Consider the following 15,426-nt stretch of genomic DNA (forward strand, 5'->3'; position numbering starts at 1 on the left):
GGATTCAGGAGGTCCTTTTTCTTTTTTTTATACGTTCTTTTTGATCAGCTCTCCCCCCAATGATGAGCAGCACGCCTGAGGCAAGAATGACAACAGGAATCATTGGGTCTTGTATTGTAAAGAAAAGCACAGCTGCAATCAATATGGCTATTGATCCGATACTTCCAAGAATAATAAACATTTGATTCTCTTTTTTCATAGTGATTTCTATCCTTTCTCATTTACTCTCCCTCATTATAACGAATTTTTTGTAGCTCGCGAATGGATGAGCACTTTAAGTTTAAGGGTGAGACCAAACAGGAATGAAATCAGTAAAAGGAGGCAGGCTCTACTATGAAAACACATAGCCTTTATATTGATGGTGAATATACTGAATCAACGGAAAATGAATGGATAGATATCGTTAATCCTGCTACAGAAGAAGTTATTGCTAAAACACCAAAAGGAGCACCGCGAGATGTAGATCGCGCTGTGGAAGCTGCCGCTCGAGCTCAAGGAAACTGGGAACTAACGCCTAATATAGAACGAGGGGAAATAGTTCGTCAGCTGGGGGACAAAATAGAAGAAAAGAAAGATACGTTCATCGAATTACTTCAGGAAGAGCAAGGGAAAGATTATCAGTTAGCGACGGGAGAAGTTGAACTTGCTATTGATTACTTTAGGTACATGTCTGAGTGGGCACGCCGTATTGAGGGTGAAATTGTACCGAGTGATCGGGCAAACGAGAATATTTATATATACAAAAAGCCGATTGGAGTCGTAGCTGGAATTGTACCTTGGAACTTTCCGGTGTTTATTTTAGCTAGAAAAGTTGCTACAGCACTCGTTACCGGCTGTACAATTGTATTAAAACCAAGTCAACAAACTCCGAACACCGCAATGGAGTTCACTAAAATTATCGATGGAATGGATGAGATTCCTAAAGGTGTGTACAATCTGATTACAGGAACGGGATCTGAGCTAGGCAATGCCCTGGCTAAGCATGACAAAGTACAAATGGTAACGATGACAGGAAGTGTACCAGCTGGGACGAAAGTGATGGAAGCAGCTGCACAGAATATCACGAAGGTCAACTTAGAATTAGGTGGTAAGGCCCCTGCAATAGTCACCAAAAATGCGGACTTAGATGTGGCGGCAGAGAGTATTACCACCTCAAGGTTAGCTAACAATGGACAGGCTTGTACGAATGCTGAACGTGTGTACGTTCATGAGAGCGTAGCTGGTGAGCTGATCGATAAGCTTAAGGAAGCCTTTGAAAAAACAACCATAGGCGACCCACGTGAAAATAAACAAGCCGATGTAGGTCCACTTGTAAGCGAGGATCGTTTAGAGTCTGTTGCTACGATGGTGAAGGATGCGGAAGTAGATGGCGCCAATGTAGTTATTGGTGGTGAACGCGCTGATCAGAATCAAGGTTTCTTCTATAAACCAACAATTCTGACCGATGTAGATCACGATTCAACCATTATGCAGGAAGAAATTTTTGGACCAGTGATCCCTATTGCTACGTTCAATACGTTAGATGAAGCCATTGAAAAAGGGAATGACACTGAATTTGGATTGTCCTCCTCTGTTTATACGGAAGATATGAACGAAGCGATGCGAGTTGTTAATGAATTGAGATTCGGTGAAACGTATGTAAACCGTGAGAACTTTGAAGCCGTTCAAGGTTATCACGCTGGCATGCGTAAGTCCGGACTTGGTGGGGCGGATGGCAAACATGGCATGGAAGATTTTCTTGTCACGCAAGTGGTCTATATGCAATATAAGAATGATAAGCAATAACAAAAAGAAGTTCCTCAGGTCACTCCTGGGGGACTTCTTTTTGCTTACTTTTCAACCATTGTGTGGCGAAATCAACGGACTTTGCCATAGAAAACAGCCGGGATTGTGCTTGGCCTACATACCCTTTTATGACATAATGGGAAGCTTCATAATCTCTTCCAATTGCATTAAATCTTTCCTCATCCATTTCAATATCCTTATATGTAGTCCATTGCTGTTTCCCGTTTACAAGGAGAGGGGCCCCTCTGGTCATTACTTTACACGTGCTGCTCCTGTATTCCGATAAATGGAAACTTGTATTTGAATCATAATCTACCCCTAGTAACAGAACCCGGGCATCCGCTTCATAGAATTTACCTAAGGGAGAGTCGTCATTTAGTGAAAATGCAAGAGAATGTTCAGAGGTAAACTCTTCGGCATTTTCCCCCCCAGGCAGATATCGAAAAGGTAGCATTTCTTGTTCACTCATTCGATTCCCTCCTTTGTTCCTCTATTATACAGAAAAAGGAAGCTTATCCAAGCAGGCTTCCTCCACCTATTTTTCACTAGGTATTTACACTTCAGAATGAAACACTTTCTATCTGTTATCTATTTTTTCAGGGTAAAGATCATGATTCATTAAACGGTGTGTGGCCATTTGCTCAAATTTCGTATCAGGTTTTCCATGATTGCAGAAAGGATCAATAGATATGCCGCCTCGGGGTGTGAATTTACCCCATATCTCAATGTAACGCGGTTCCATCAGTTCAATTAAATCATTCATAATTGTATTGACGCTATCTTCATGGAAATCTCCATGATTTCTGAAGCTGAATAAATATAGTTTAAGAGATTTGCTCTCAACCATTTTGATATCAGGAATGTAGCTAATATAAATGGTAGCAAAGTCGGGCTGGCCAGTTTTTGGGCATAAAGTGGTAAATTCAGGGCAATTAAATTTAACAAAATAATCGCGATTCGGGTGTTGATTATCAAACGTTTCTAACACCTCTTTGTTGTATTCAAAGGAATAAGCAGTCCCTTGGTTACCCAACAATGATAAGTCTGTTAGATCTTCATCTTTACGGCCGGTCATATGAAATGCACCTCTTCCAATTTATTAATTTATACAAAAAAAGCCGCTCCTCTAAGGGAGCGGCGGCATTTTATCGCTTCATCCTTAGTTTTTTATAGAGGGTGCTGCTAAGAACCTCTTCTACTCTGAAATGCTTCATCATTATATATAGGGTAGGAGTGATTGTCAATGTAAGACAAAGATTACATCCTAATTCTGTAAATGTTTTAGCATATTACTTTAAAAATGTAATCGTTTCATCTAAAATAAGAAGTAATTAACGAAATTTTTAGAAAACACAGGCTCTGTTTATATAATGTTTCAGGGCTTCATTAAAAAGGGAATAGGAAATCGTTTGCAAAAATTCATTCTAATGAGGTGATTTTTATGGACATGAAACAAATACCGGCAAGATCTGGAAACCACAACTTACAAAACTATCAGCAGACGTACAAAAATTTTAATTGGGATGAAGTAAAAGGGAATTTTACATGGAGTAAAACAGGAAAAGTTAATATTGCTTATGAAACGATTGATAAGCATGCAGAAGATCCTTCAAAAAAAAATCAGGCGGCACTGATTTACACTTCTCCTGATCGAGAAGAAAAATTAACTTTTGAAGAATTAAAGAAAAAGAGTAATCAGTTCGCTAATGTATTGAAAAAGAATGATATTGAAAAAGGTGACAGGGTTTTCCTATTCATGCATAGGAGTCCGGAATTTTACGCGGCATTTCTCGGTATTCTGAAAACAGGCGCCATTGCTGGTCCGCTTTTTGAAGCTTTCATGGAGCAGGCTGTTCGAGATCGCCTAGAAGATAGTGAAGCGAAAATGTTAGTTACGACACCTGAACTAATTGATCGAGTTCCTGTCGATGATCTGCCGCATCTTGAGAAGATTATTCTTGTTGGTGGAGATGAATCAGGTTCACATATTAGTTTTGAAAAAGAAATGAAGAATGCTTCAGAAGAGTTTGAAATTGAATGGCTAGATTTAGAAGATGGCATGCTGCTTCATTACACCTCAGGCTCCACCGGAAAGCCTAAAGGTGTATATCACGTCCATAATGCGATGCTCCAGCATTATCAAACGGGGAAATGGGTTCTTGATCTGAAAGATGATGATGTCTATTGGTGTACAGCTGACCCAGGCTGGGTGACAGGAACGAGTTATGGCATATTCGCTCCATGGTTGAACGGAGTAACCAACGTGGTTCGCGGAGGACGATTTAGTCCTGATGATTGGTATGGTACCATCGCGGATCAGGATGTTTCCGTATGGTATTCAGCACCGACAGCATTCCGTAAACTGTTAAGTGCTGGGGCAGAGACGGCTAAAAAACATGACCTTTCTTCTCTGCGTCACGTTCTTAGCGTCGGGGAACCCTTAAACCCTGAAGTGATTGCTTGGGGATTAGAGGCCTTTGATTTGCGTATTCACGACACATGGTGGATGACAGAAACTGGTGCCATGCTTATTTGTAACTATCCAACGATGGAAATGCGTCCTGGATCTATGGGCCAGCCACTTCCAGGTATAGAAGCATCCATTGTTGATAATGAAGGAAATGAGCTCCCTGCTAATCAAATGGGTAACTTGGCGATTAAAGAAGGCTGGCCATCCATGATGCGGGCAGTTTGGAATAATCCAGGTAAATATGAGAGTTATTTCGTTAATGGCTGGTATGTTTCAGGAGACAGTGCCTATAAGGATGAAGACGGTTACTTCTGGTTCCAGGGCCGTTTAGATGATGTAATCAATACTTCTGGCGAAAGAGTTGGTCCTTTCGAAGTTGAAAGTAAGCTGATAGAACATGAAGCGGTGGCTGAGGCAGGAGTTATTGGTAAGCCGGATCCAGAACGTGGTGAGATCATTAAAGCCTTTATCACACTGAGAGAAGGATATCAGAAATCAGATGAATTACTCGAAGACATTCGTCAGTTTGTTAAAAAGGGTCTCAGTGCACATGCAGCCCCTAGGGAAATTGAGATCACAGATACTATTCCAAAAACGCGCAGTGGTAAGATTATGCGCAGACTATTGAAATCATGGGAATTAGGGTTGCCGACTGGAGATACTTCTACACTGGAAGAATAGGAGTCAGCGCACAGCTTGAGACTGTGCGCTTTCTTTGTCTATAATGAATATGTTCCACGTGAAACAAGTGGAAACAAATGACGAACACAAGTTTTATGTGTGGAAAAGTTGCAGGTGGATGTAAGATGGCAGGTAATAACTACGATACAAGATCATCATTATCAGGGATAACGTTAGAAACAGTGCAGTGGTTTGTATTCTTGTTAGCAAGTGCTGTTGCGTTGCCTATCGTTATCGGTTCTGTATTTCAACTGAATTTTACGGAAGTAGCCGGCTTGATGCAGCGAACATTTTTCGTTGTCGGCATCACTTCTTTTTTACAAGGTGTATTCGGTCACCGCTTACCGATTATGGAAGGCCCGGCCGGGATTTGGATTAGCATTTTTACTGTTATGGCTTATTCAGAGGTGGCAGCAGGGAAAAGCTATGCGGAAACATTGCAAACACTTGAAGCGGCGATGATTTGGACGGGGATTTTTCTGTTGTTTTTCGGTGTGTTCCGTCTCGCTCATCGTGTCTTGTTTGTATTTACTCCTTTTGTTACAGGAGCGTTTTTATTTTTATTAACGGTCCAGTTGAGTGGGACATTTCTTAAAGGGATGTTAGGAGTCCAGCAGCAAATAGAAGCCATCCTTGTTGATCAAACGATTTTGGCGTTTTTAACATTTTTCGTAGTTATCGGTCTCTCCTTTTTTGGGAAAGGCTGGTTAAAAAGTTATGCAGTTCTCTTAGGAATTGTTGCAGGATGGGGCCTGTATGCCATATTGATTGGTTCTAAGACCGCTGATTCTGGTCCTGCCCCCGTCCCATTTGCTCTGCCTGAGTTATGGGCATGGGGGATGCCTTCTTTTAATTGGAGTGTCATTCCTTTGGCGTTTATTACAGCGGTGATTTTGTTATCGAATATTGTAGCGTCCGTTGTTGCTGTCAGCCACTCCATATATGGTAAGCCATCTTATACATATAGCCAATTGAATAGGGGCAGTAGTTTTCTTGGGGTGACCCATGTGATCTCAACTATGTTTTCCACGGTATCGAATGTATCCTTAGCTTCCTCTTCTGGTTTTATAAATTTAACAGGTCAAAAAAGTAAACAACCATTTTTGTATGCTTCCCTATTACTCGTTGTTGTTGCTTTTTTTCCACCAATCGTTGCATTTATATCAGCTATACCTGCACCGATTGCTAATGCGGCCTTACTGGCGACATTCGTACAATTAATGGGGCTTGGGTTATCGAATATGATGAGTGAAGAGTTAAATGAGCGGCGATTAACAATACTAGGTATATCCTTTCTAGTGGGAATTGGTTTAATGTTTATCCCTTCTGAGGTCTTTCAAGGGATGCCTTCCATTGTACAAAATTTAATCAGCAATGGGCTGCTTGTCGGGACCGTACTTGTCATTGTTTTGGAACAATTATGGAGGGGATCGCCTGAGAGTCAAAAGCGCGAAAATGCATGAGTGATAAGGAAGTGTTACGAATGACAAAACAAATTTATGATGTGATCGGTATTGGGATTGGCCCGTATAATATGGGGTTAGCCGCTTTACTTGAAAAGACAGAACTAAATGGCGCCTTTTTTGAAAAAACGTCATCATTCGCCTGGCACCCAGGAATGCTGATTGAGAAAATGGATCTTCAAGTGCCATTCCTAGCCGACTTAGCTACTTTTGCTGATCCAAAAAGTCCATATACCTTTATGAATTATTTATATGAACAAGATCGGATGTTTCCATTCTTTTTTCATAACCAAACGAAGGTGCCACGTCAGGAATACAATGATTACTTGCAATGGGCAGCCAAACAAATGGATGGGCTGCATTTCGGCCATACTATTGTTGATGTCATTGATAGGAATGAAGCAGAAGTACCCCATTATGAGGTGGTTGCTTTAGAATCGGAAACAGGAGAGCATCATCATTACTTAGCTAAGCATGTAGTGATGGGAACAGGAAATGAACCTTTAATTATAGATGGAATGGACGGTCTTCCTGAAGGCGACGTATTGCACACTAGCCGCTATCTTTATGAAAAGGAAAACCTATTGAAGTCTAAGCATGTGACTGTGGTCGGTTCCGGTCAGAGCGCAATTGAAGTGTTTTTAGACTTGCTAGAAGAGCAAAGACGCAACGACATGAAGCTCAGCCTGCTCACTAGAACAGGCGGGTTATTTCAGTTGGACCAAGCAAAATTCGCGCAAGAGGTTTTTACACCAGCCTATGTGGATTATTTCCATTCCTTAAGCTATCAGCAGCGTCTGGAGAATCTTGAATCTCTTGGAGCATTAAGAAAAGGAATTGATCCGGATACCTTGACCCGACTTTACACAGATCTTTATCATAAGACAGCTGGTGGGGAGAAGGATTACGTACTGATTAATCCGATGACAGAAGTAAAGTCGATTCATCCATCTGAACAGGGCGGGTATGAGCTACAGTGTAACCAATGGCAGGAGGAAATCAATTATCGCTATCATACGGATAAAGTCATTTTGGCGACAGGCTATAAGCCGCATATTCCGGATTGGTTCATGGATCGCTTTAAAGAGAAAATTAAATGGGAGGATGAAAAGAATTATCGTGTAACGAGGGATTACCAGCTTGAGTTTTTAGACCAGCGTGATCACCATTTCTTTACGTTAACTAACTTGACCCATTCCCACGGAGCAGGAGCCACTAACCTGGGTTTGGCTGTGCATCGAAACGTTCATATAATTAATACGATTGCTGGTAAAACCATTTATAAAAATCAGCAAAACTCTACATTCCAAACCTTTTCGATGAAAAAGTTCATGGATAATTGATACATTCTTGTTTATTTTGGTAAAACAGCGGGAACGTAGAAATTGTGACTACATTACCAAAAACATTCAAGGAGTGATTTCGATATGAGTAGGATTGCTTGCGTCATAACGTCAATGTTTGAAGATGTGGAATATACGCAGCCGGCAGATGCTTTTGCAAAAGAAGGTCACGATATAACAACGATTGAATGGAAAGCTGGTAAAGAAGTGACAGGTAAACAGGGGGAAGCAACCGTTAAGGTTGATGCTTCCATCGATGATGTGAAGCCTGGTGATTTTGACGCCCTATTCATTCCTGGGGGATTCTCACCTGATCAACTTCGTGGTGACGAAAAGTTCGTCAAATTCGCGAAGCATTTTATGGATGAAAAGAAACCCGTCTTTGCCATTTGCCATGGTCCACAGCTGTTAATTACAGCAAAGTCATTAGAAGGACGTACAGCGACAGGCTTCAAATCAATTGCTGTTGATATGGAGTACGCTGGTGTTGATTACAAAGATCAAGAAGTAGTAGTTTGTCAGGATCAGCTCGTAACAAGTCGTCAGCCTGATGATATTCCTGCGTTTAACCATGAAGCCAGTAAACTTTTAAAATAACTAGATTTTTCAAATAAGTAAGGAGCCACGAAGAATTACCCTTCGTGGCTTTTTACTATCTTATATATTTGCATGCGGGTACTTTTTTCTAAAGTTTCTCGAAGCCCCGTTTCGTTCTTTGCAGTTGAAACTATGATTGAACTATAATGGGAGTATGTAATTTCCATAGGTTTAAAGGTACACGCAGTAACTGACTCTGCTTTAAATTCCACCATTTATCACCTCAAGTCTCGTTCTCACCACGATACAGTATATATATGATCATACATACAGGAGGGAATTATATGATTGTTCAGCACCAAGGGAATCAATTTCTTATGATAAAGCAACATGACCATGCATTACTCTCAGGCAAATTGGCGATACAATGGAAGCAAAAGTTTTTATTGCGCTCAAAACTAAGGGAAGAAGCAGACTGGGCTGTCGGACAGCATGACAGGGCCTGGGTCCCGTTAGATGATCAACCGTCATGGAATGAAAAAAAGCAGCGCCCTTACACATTTATTGATTATCCGCTAGAAGAAAAATTAGCTGCTTATCAGCGGGGGATCGAAGAGGTGTCTGAGGAGTCGAAGTACGGGGCGATGTTGTGCAGTTTACATTATCAATCCTTCTTTTCAAAGGATAGTGAAGATGACCGCATTGATTCTTTTATAGACGGTGAGGAGAACCGTCGCCTGAAACTGGCAGAAGAAATGAAGATGGATGTACCTAAAGATTTGTACCATACCCATTTTGAACGGTTGCAGTTCTGTGATGATTTATCGCTCTATGTTTGTATGCAGGAGCCGGGTGTGTCAAAAGAGAATGAGGTTGAATGGTTTAGAGAGGGCTTTCGTCAGCGGTTTGATGTCGCTCCGGATGGTGTGATGCCTTATTGGGTGGACACTGAACATGTGTCTTTAGATCCGTTTCCTTTTGAATCATCTTTTGAAGTGACGATCCCCTATCGCATTGTCTCATGCAGTGAAGTGGAACAAATTGGTCTTGCGGATGCCTTCTCGCAAGCTGAATTGAGGGAACGAACGGTTACCTTCATACAAGGGGAGTAAATTGTAAACCGTGGCAGACAGCCATGAGGGTAATGATAATGGCTGTCTGAAGCAGGCACACGGTTACTGGTTCTTTGCAATGGTAAATTGGCTGCCTAATAAGAGCCAGTTTTGTGGAAAAGATAAACCGAGCTTCCAGTAGCTAATCCCTTTTAAGTTCAATCGCTTGATGAGATCAAATTTTGCCTGAATGGAGCGAGCATCCTCAAACCAAACTTCATGTTGATTTCCCGAAGTATCAGTATAAGTGAAGAAAGGAGCCTGAGCTTCTTCGCTATAGGAAATGGCGACATTATTTTCCCGAGCAATTTGAATCGCCTGTTGAGGGCTGACGGCATCGGCGATTTCACCGCCGGGCTCATAAGGCAGCGTCCAGTCATATCCATATAAATTTTGCCCGAGTAAAATTTTATCGGCAGGCATAACGGATAAAGCATAGTTAACGACCTCTGTGACAGGGCCAATTGGCGAAACCGCCCTTGCTGGACCGCCGCTGTATCCCCATTCATATGTCATTAACACTACGAAGTCAACAATCTCCCCGTGTGCTTGATAATCATGTGCCTCATACCAGGCGCCTTCCTGCTCTGCACTAGTTTTTGGTGCTAGGGCTGTAGATAGAAGAAGCCCTTCATTTGTAAACCTTTGTTTTGCTTTACGTAAAAATTGATTGTAATTTTCTCTAGTTTCAGGAGGCAGAAATTCCATGTCAAAGTGAATATCTTGGAAACCTACTGATTGGGCCGTTTGAACAATATTATCTAGCAATGTGTTTTGCAGCTGTTCATTCGTCAAAATCGTTCGCCCCAATTCTTGACTGAACCCTTCCTCGCCTAGATTGGTTACGACCATCATTAAAGAAGCATTATTCGCTTCAGCAATCGCCCTGAAATTATCAAGCGGTGGGGCTGTAAGTGATCCGTCTTCCTGTATTTCATAACTAAAAGGTGCTAAATAGCTTAGCAAAGGCGCTCGTTGTTCGGCCGAACTTCGCAATACGTCCGATACCTGTCCGCCAGTTGGTTCGATGTAGGCATTTGTCGTAATCTCCATGGAGGCTTCCTGTGGGATGTAGAGGCGGTAACCAACAGGGAGTATTTGGTTAGGCTGCAATTGGTTTACTTGGATCAGCGTCTCGACAGTTGTCCCAAATTGATTAGCGATCTCATATAAACTATCGCCTTGCTGGACAAAATAAAATTGACCCTGACCTGGGATGACAATGGCCTGCCCCACGACAAGATTTCCTGGTGTTTCTAGCTCGTTTGCCTCGATAATTGCACTGGGGGTACTTCCGTACTGGGCAGCAATAGAATAGACAGAGTCACCTGATGTTACTACATGAATTTGCACTACATACACTCCTTCCTCAGCTATTATCAATGTATGTGGGGGAAGGATCATTTTATTCTTACATTATGATAAACGAGGGGGTAACCATGGATAAAGATGAATATTATATGCAGCTAGCCCTACAACAAGCCGAACAAGCAAAAGCGATCGGCGAGGTGCCTATCGGGGCAATAGTTGTATATCAAGATGAAGTGATCGCCATGGGCTTTAATCAACGTGAAACATCACAACTAGCTTCTTCGCATGCAGAATTTATTGCAATTGAAAAGGCAAATCAAGCTGTAGGGAGCTGGCGCCTTGAGAATTGTACCCTCTATGTAACTTTAGAGCCTTGTCCGATGTGTGCGGGGGCAATCGTTCAATCCAGAGTCCCACGGGTTGTTTTTGGTGCATCTGATCCTAAAGCAGGCTGTGCAGGAACATTAATGAATCTACTTAATGAAGATCGTTTTAATCACCAGGCAACTGTATTGGGTGGGATTTTAGAAGACGATTGCGGAGAAATACTAAAGGACTTTTTTAGAGAACTTCGGGATAAAAAGAAGCGTCACAGGGGCATGGACAATTAAGTTGATTTTTTCCATTGCATTTTATTATAAAAGTCGCTATACTTGGAAATACCGTGCTAAGCGGGGAGGTAGCGGTGCCCTGTACTCGCAATCCGCTATAGCGAGGCCGAACTCCCGCCCGAGGTAGTTCGATCTCGAGGCAGCCTTATGGGAGTGGTGTTGACACTCAGGTCCTGCGCAACGAGAACCAGTGAACCCTGTCAGATCCGGAAGGAAGCAGCAGTAAGCTGACTCTCTCGTGTGCCGCGGGAGCGCCTGGGTCGAGCCATGAACATGAGTAACGCTTGGGGTCGTGCTATCGAAGGCGGGTGCACGGTTACATATGCTAAAAGAACGGAGTCGTTGTGATCTTGTCATAACGGCTCTTTTTTTCTATAGAAAAGAAATATGAAATTTTACGTCCTGGTATTGTTTTGGGAGCGGGACTTTTTTTAGATTTAGTCATGTTTAAAATTGCTGGGTTCGATGTGTGATTGGAAGGTTCACATTACATCCCACATTCGGGTATAATGAAGGAGAGACTAAAAAGGGAGAACGGTTGTATGAGCTATCAGGCACTATATCGCGTCTGGCGTCCTAGAAACTTTGAGGATGTCGTTGGACAAACTCATATTACACGCACACTGCAAAATGCGATAGAGCAGGACAAGTTTTCTCATGCGTACTTATTTTCTGGACCACGCGGAACAGGGAAGACAAGTGCTGCGAAGATTTTTGCTAAAGCCGTTAACTGTGAACATGCTCCAGTGAAAGAGCCATGTAATGAATGCTCAGCCTGTCTTGGTATACAAGATGGGTCGATTTCAGATGTCATTGAAATTGATGCAGCCTCAAACAACGGTGTAGAGCAAATCCGCGAAATTCGTGATAAAGTCAAATATGCACCAAGTGCTGTTTCGTACAAGGTGTATATTATCGACGAGGTCCACATGCTTTCAATGGGCGCCTTCAATGCTCTTTTGAAAACATTAGAAGAACCTCCTCAGCATGTCATTTTTATTTTGGCAACGACAGAACCTCATAAGATTCCTTTAACAATTATTTCGAGATGTCAGCGTTTCGACTTTAAGAGAATTACACAGCAGGCCATGGTTGAACGGATGGAGAAAATCACGTCCGCCGAGCAGTTAAGTATTGCCCAAGAGGCCCTCGAAATCGTCGCATTAACCGCCGAGGGTGGAATGAGGGATGCGCTCAGTTTACTTGATCAAGCCATTTCCTACAGTGAGGAGGAAGTCACCACAGAAGATGTGCTTGCTGTGACGGGTTCAGTTTCACAAGGGAAATTAGCCGAAGTGATTCGAGCACTTCATCAACAAGAAGTAAAAGGAGCCCTTGAAGCCGTCGATGACTTGATTCAGCAAGGAAAGGATCCAGGCCGCTTTGTTTTTGATTTAATCTACTACTTGAGAGATATTCTTTTATTCCAAAGTGCCCCTGACCTGCAGCATAACCTAGAACGTGCCATCCCTGACGACTTTTTTCATCACTTGTCTAAGGAGTTAAATGCCAATTGGATTCAAAACACGATTCGCGAGTTGAACAAGTGTCAACAGGAAATGAAGTGGACAACAAGTCCGAAAGTATTTATTGAGATTGCTCTCCTTAATATTGTAGATACCGAGGAGAACACTTCAAATTCAGTTGATTCTACAACAATAAACCAGTTAAGTCAGAAACTTGAACAAATGGAAAAAGAATTGGCCCGGTTGAAAGCGAACCCACCTGCAGCATCTAATCAGGGGGAACAAGCCCCTAAGGCTCAAAAGCGGACCCCTGCAAGATCGAGCAGAAACGGTTATAATGTACCATATGAACGCATTCGTATTGTACTTAGCGAAGCTTCTAAAGAAGAGTTAAAGAAAGTACAAGGGCAGTGGGCGAATTTTATGGAAAGACTGAAGCAAACCAATGCACCAGCTCATGCCACCTTATTAAACAGCAAACCGAGTGCTGCATCACCGAAAGCTTTAGTGTTAGCCTTTCGCTATGATATTCATTGTTCCTTAGCACTTGAGCATCAAAAAACAATTGAACCATTGCTGACAGAATTTACTGGAAAACCACTGTCCATTATTCCGATTCCTCAAGCGAATTGGAAAGACCTGCGTGAGGAATATGTGAGAAAGCAAAAGGGGAGCCATGATGATGAGGAAGAACCTGCCGAAAAAGGCGACGACGATCCGCTCATCTCAGAAGCAAGGAAACTTGCAGGCGACGATATCATCGAAATTCATGATTAATAGGAAAGAATAAAGGAGGAATTACCATGCGTGGTGGAGGAAATATGAACAATATGATGAAGCAAATGCAAAAAATGCAAAAGAAAATGATGAAGGCTCAAGAGGAACTTCATGAAATGACATTTGAAGCAACAGCAGGCGGCGGTATGGTTAAAGTCGTAGCTAATGGGAAGAAGGAAGTAACAGATGTTGAAATTAATGAAGAAGTTGTCGATCCTGATGACGTAGAAATGCTTCAAGATTTAATCATTGCAGCAACAAACGATGTCCTTAAGCAAGTGGAAGACAAAACAAACGATACTATGGGAGAGTTTACGAAAGGTATGCCTGGTGGAGGAATGTTTTAGGGGGGATTTTCCATGTACTATCCTGAACCGATATCTAAACTGATTGACAGTTTTACGAAGCTGCCAGGGATCGGCCCTAAGACGGCTGTCCGTCTGGCTTTTTTCGTCCTTGAAATGGAAGAGGATGATGTCTTGGATTTTGCAAATTCACTTGTCAGTGCCAAACGAGAGCTGACTCATTGCTCCATCTGCGGGCAAATCACAGACAATGACCCTTGCACCATATGTCAGGATGAATCTCGTGATAAATCCATTATATGTGTTGTTCAAGATCCAAAAGACGTCATTGCCATGGAGAAGATGAAGGAGTTTAGTGGAAAATATCATGTCCTTCACGGTGCGATTTCTCCAATGGATGGGATCGGCCCTGAGGATATAAATGTGGAAAGCCTTATTAACCGCCTCAAGGATGAGGGTGTGGAAGAGTTGATTTTGGCAACGAATCCAAATATTGAAGGGGAAGCCACAGCGATGTATATCTCAAGGCTTGTAAAACCGTCCGGTATTCGTATAACAAGAATTGCCCATGGTCTGCCGGTAGGTGGAGATTTAGAGTATGCTGATGAAGTCACTTTATCGAAAGCACTTGAAGGTCGAAGAGAACTGTAAAGTGGGTGATGATCATTTTTAGAAAGAAAACAAAGAGAAAAGAAATAGACCAGCAGTTACTAACAGACATTCAGAAATTGAAATATGAGTGGGAAACTTTGGACAACATTATTGAGCATAGTATTGAGCCTAGTGAAGAAGGGTTGCTAGATTTATCACTAGCTAAAGCAAAATATTTTTATATGTTGAGAGAGGCAAGACACCGAAAATTAAATGCTTTGTCGTGAAATAAAGGTATAACCTCCTGTATGGAATCATAACTTGTCTTAAACAAGTATTTTCTCCGAGGGGGTTTTTATGGATCCGGTGTTTGTCATTCTGATATTAGCCTTAGCTATCCCGTTGTTATTAATAGTTGGATTGCCTGCTTCTCCGATCAAATGGGTGGGACAAGCATTAATGAGAGTAGTCATTGCTGTTGTACTATTATTCTTTGTTAACTTATTTGGAGCGCAGTTCGGTTTACACGTTCCTATTAATGGATTTACAGCTGTTGCTTCCGCAATATTAGGAATACCAGGCGTGCTCTCATTAACAGCTATTCATTTGTGGGTGCTATAGAAACGGAAGAGAAGAATTTCTCTATCCGTTTCTTTTTTTGTGCGTAGCTTCGTCTTCATCTATCAAATTCATTTTTCTATTTTTCTTTGAAAAACTATTGCAATGTATTTTATGTCATGTTACATTATAAATTGTCGCATTAAAAGAGCGCGACAGACCAACGGATCAACAACAAATCATGAAAAAAGTTATTGACTTAACTTACTCACCATGATATATTAATTAAGTCGCTGTTTTGAAGCGGCAAGCAATCTTTTGATCTTTGAAAACTGAACGAACCAACCAGTACGTCAATATATTCTTTCTATTAAATAGAGAGAATTCAAACAAGCACATTCGGTGTGCAAATGAGC

16 protein-coding genes, 1 other RNA gene and 1 riboswitch are annotated in these 15,426 nt (G+C 41.8%); of the genes, 13 read left to right on the forward strand and 4 right to left on the reverse strand.

What is annotated here, in order from left to right; genetic code table 11:
* Positions 1–4: 4 nt before the first annotated feature.
* Entirely contained in the window at positions 5–199 is a 195-nt protein-coding gene (locus MUO14_RS11910; RefSeq protein WP_244755411.1) for a hypothetical protein, read from the reverse strand.
* Between the two features lie 134 nt (positions 200–333).
* Here MUO14_RS11910 and aldA point away from each other — a divergent pair, with 134 nt between their 5' ends.
* On the forward strand, positions 334–1,785 hold the full coding sequence (gene aldA, locus MUO14_RS11915) for an aldehyde dehydrogenase (RefSeq protein WP_244755412.1): 1,452 nt from the start codon (positions 334–336) through the stop codon (positions 1,783–1,785).
* A gap of 19 nt (positions 1,786–1,804) precedes the next feature.
* Here aldA and MUO14_RS11920 read toward each other — a convergent pair whose 3' ends face one another.
* Complete coding sequence (locus MUO14_RS11920; RefSeq protein WP_244755413.1) at positions 1,805–2,254, reverse strand: AAC(3) family N-acetyltransferase; 450 nt, start codon at positions 2,252–2,254, stop codon at positions 1,805–1,807.
* Between the two features lie 108 nt (positions 2,255–2,362).
* A complete protein-coding gene (gene queF, locus MUO14_RS11925) occupies positions 2,363–2,860 on the reverse strand; it encodes a preQ(1) synthase (RefSeq protein WP_244755414.1) in 498 nt (165 codons plus the stop codon).
* A gap of 78 nt (positions 2,861–2,938) precedes the next feature.
* Positions 2,939–2,984, reverse strand: a riboswitch (PreQ1 riboswitch).
* Between the two features lie 242 nt (positions 2,985–3,226).
* On the opposite strand from queF, the gene acsA reads away from it, so the two are divergent.
* The 5 genes from acsA to MUO14_RS11950 all read left to right on the forward strand — a co-directional run bounded on the left by acsA (position 3,227) and on the right by MUO14_RS11950 (position 9,391).
* On the forward strand, positions 3,227–4,936 hold the full coding sequence (gene acsA / locus MUO14_RS11930; protein ID WP_244755415.1) for an acetate--CoA ligase: 1,710 nt from the start codon (positions 3,227–3,229) through the stop codon (positions 4,934–4,936).
* A gap of 125 nt (positions 4,937–5,061) precedes the next feature.
* Positions 5,062–6,399 (forward strand): purine/pyrimidine permease, encoded by a 1,338-nt coding sequence (locus MUO14_RS11935; RefSeq protein WP_244755416.1) that lies wholly within the window; start codon positions 5,062–5,064, stop codon positions 6,397–6,399.
* A gap of 20 nt (positions 6,400–6,419) precedes the next feature.
* The gene (locus tag MUO14_RS11940) at positions 6,420–7,742 is read left to right on the forward strand and encodes a lysine N(6)-hydroxylase/L-ornithine N(5)-oxygenase family protein (RefSeq protein WP_244755417.1); all 1,323 of its coding nucleotides are present in this window, start codon (positions 6,420–6,422) and stop codon (positions 7,740–7,742) included.
* An 84-nt stretch (positions 7,743–7,826) separates the two neighbouring features.
* Positions 7,827–8,339, forward strand: coding sequence for a type 1 glutamine amidotransferase domain-containing protein (locus tag MUO14_RS11945; protein WP_244755418.1), 513 nt, complete (start codon positions 7,827–7,829; stop codon positions 8,337–8,339).
* Between the two features lie 284 nt (positions 8,340–8,623).
* Positions 8,624–9,391, forward strand: coding sequence for a DUF3891 family protein (locus tag MUO14_RS11950; protein ID WP_244755419.1), 768 nt, complete (start codon positions 8,624–8,626; stop codon positions 9,389–9,391).
* A gap of 63 nt (positions 9,392–9,454) precedes the next feature.
* Here MUO14_RS11950 and MUO14_RS11955 read toward each other — a convergent pair whose 3' ends face one another.
* The gene (locus MUO14_RS11955; protein ID WP_244755420.1) at positions 9,455–10,744 is read right to left on the reverse strand and encodes a glycoside hydrolase family 18 protein; all 1,290 of its coding nucleotides are present in this window, start codon (positions 10,742–10,744) and stop codon (positions 9,455–9,457) included.
* 86 nt (positions 10,745–10,830) lie between these two features.
* Between MUO14_RS11955 and tadA the strand changes: the two genes are divergently transcribed.
* The 7 genes from tadA to MUO14_RS11990 all read left to right on the forward strand — a co-directional run bounded on the left by tadA (position 10,831) and on the right by MUO14_RS11990 (position 15,073).
* A complete protein-coding gene (gene tadA, locus MUO14_RS11960) occupies positions 10,831–11,313 on the forward strand; it encodes a tRNA adenosine(34) deaminase TadA (RefSeq protein ID WP_244755421.1) in 483 nt (160 codons plus the stop codon).
* Positions 11,314–11,364: 51 nt separating this feature from the next.
* An RNA gene (gene ffs, locus MUO14_RS11965) (signal recognition particle sRNA large type) lies at positions 11,365–11,629 on the forward strand.
* Positions 11,630–11,855: 226 nt separating this feature from the next.
* Positions 11,856–13,556 carry a DNA polymerase III subunit gamma/tau gene (gene dnaX / locus MUO14_RS11970; RefSeq protein ID WP_244755422.1) on the forward strand — a complete coding sequence of 567 codons (1,701 nt, stop codon included), beginning with the start codon at positions 11,856–11,858 and terminating at the stop codon, positions 13,554–13,556.
* A gap of 26 nt (positions 13,557–13,582) precedes the next feature.
* Positions 13,583–13,903 carry a YbaB/EbfC family nucleoid-associated protein gene (locus MUO14_RS11975; RefSeq protein ID WP_244755423.1) on the forward strand — a complete coding sequence of 107 codons (321 nt, stop codon included), beginning with the start codon at positions 13,583–13,585 and terminating at the stop codon, positions 13,901–13,903.
* Between the two features lie 12 nt (positions 13,904–13,915).
* Complete coding sequence (gene recR, locus MUO14_RS11980) at positions 13,916–14,512, forward strand: recombination mediator RecR (protein WP_244755424.1); 597 nt, start codon at positions 13,916–13,918, stop codon at positions 14,510–14,512.
* An 8-nt stretch (positions 14,513–14,520) separates the two neighbouring features.
* The gene (locus MUO14_RS11985; RefSeq protein ID WP_244755571.1) at positions 14,521–14,739 is read left to right on the forward strand and encodes a YaaL family protein; all 219 of its coding nucleotides are present in this window, start codon (positions 14,521–14,523) and stop codon (positions 14,737–14,739) included.
* Positions 14,740–14,809: 70 nt separating this feature from the next.
* Positions 14,810–15,073 (forward strand): pro-sigmaK processing inhibitor BofA family protein, encoded by a 264-nt coding sequence (locus tag MUO14_RS11990; RefSeq protein ID WP_244755425.1) that lies wholly within the window; start codon positions 14,810–14,812, stop codon positions 15,071–15,073.
* Positions 15,074–15,426: the final 353 nt, after the last annotated feature.

It is taken from the genome of Halobacillus shinanisalinarum (assembly GCF_022919835.1).
Lineage (GTDB): Bacteria > Bacillota > Bacilli > Bacillales > Halobacillaceae > Halobacillus_A > Halobacillus_A shinanisalinarum.

What these genes read in the sequence shown, in the direction of transcription:
- MUO14_RS11920 (WP_244755413.1), bottom strand. Translation starts at nt 2,254, where the DNA reads ATGAGTGAACAAGAAATGCTACCTTTTCGATATCTGCCTGGGGGGGAA.
- dnaX (WP_244755422.1), top strand. Translation starts at nt 11,856, where the DNA reads ATGAGCTATCAGGCACTATATCGCGTCTGGCGTCCTAGAAACTTTGAG.
- acsA (WP_244755415.1), top strand. Translation starts at nt 3,227, where the DNA reads ATGGACATGAAACAAATACCGGCAAGATCTGGAAACCACAACTTACAA.
- MUO14_RS11985 (WP_244755571.1), top strand. Translation starts at nt 14,521, where the DNA reads ATGATCATTTTTAGAAAGAAAACAAAGAGAAAAGAAATAGACCAGCAG.
- tadA (WP_244755421.1), top strand. Translation starts at nt 10,831, where the DNA reads ATGGATAAAGATGAATATTATATGCAGCTAGCCCTACAACAAGCCGAA.
- MUO14_RS11975 (WP_244755423.1), top strand. Translation starts at nt 13,583, where the DNA reads ATGCGTGGTGGAGGAAATATGAACAATATGATGAAGCAAATGCAAAAA.
- MUO14_RS11990 (WP_244755425.1), top strand. Translation starts at nt 14,810, where the DNA reads ATGGATCCGGTGTTTGTCATTCTGATATTAGCCTTAGCTATCCCGTTG.
- MUO14_RS11950 (WP_244755419.1), top strand. Translation starts at nt 8,624, where the DNA reads ATGATTGTTCAGCACCAAGGGAATCAATTTCTTATGATAAAGCAACAT.
- MUO14_RS11910 (WP_244755411.1), bottom strand. Translation starts at nt 199, where the DNA reads ATGAAAAAAGAGAATCAAATGTTTATTATTCTTGGAAGTATCGGATCA.
- aldA (WP_244755412.1), top strand. Translation starts at nt 334, where the DNA reads ATGAAAACACATAGCCTTTATATTGATGGTGAATATACTGAATCAACG.
- recR (WP_244755424.1), top strand. Translation starts at nt 13,916, where the DNA reads ATGTACTATCCTGAACCGATATCTAAACTGATTGACAGTTTTACGAAG.
- MUO14_RS11935 (WP_244755416.1), top strand. Translation starts at nt 5,062, where the DNA reads ATGGCAGGTAATAACTACGATACAAGATCATCATTATCAGGGATAACG.
- MUO14_RS11940 (WP_244755417.1), top strand. Translation starts at nt 6,420, where the DNA reads ATGACAAAACAAATTTATGATGTGATCGGTATTGGGATTGGCCCGTAT.
- MUO14_RS11945 (WP_244755418.1), top strand. Translation starts at nt 7,827, where the DNA reads ATGAGTAGGATTGCTTGCGTCATAACGTCAATGTTTGAAGATGTGGAA.
- queF (WP_244755414.1), bottom strand. Translation starts at nt 2,860, where the DNA reads ATGACCGGCCGTAAAGATGAAGATCTAACAGACTTATCATTGTTGGGT.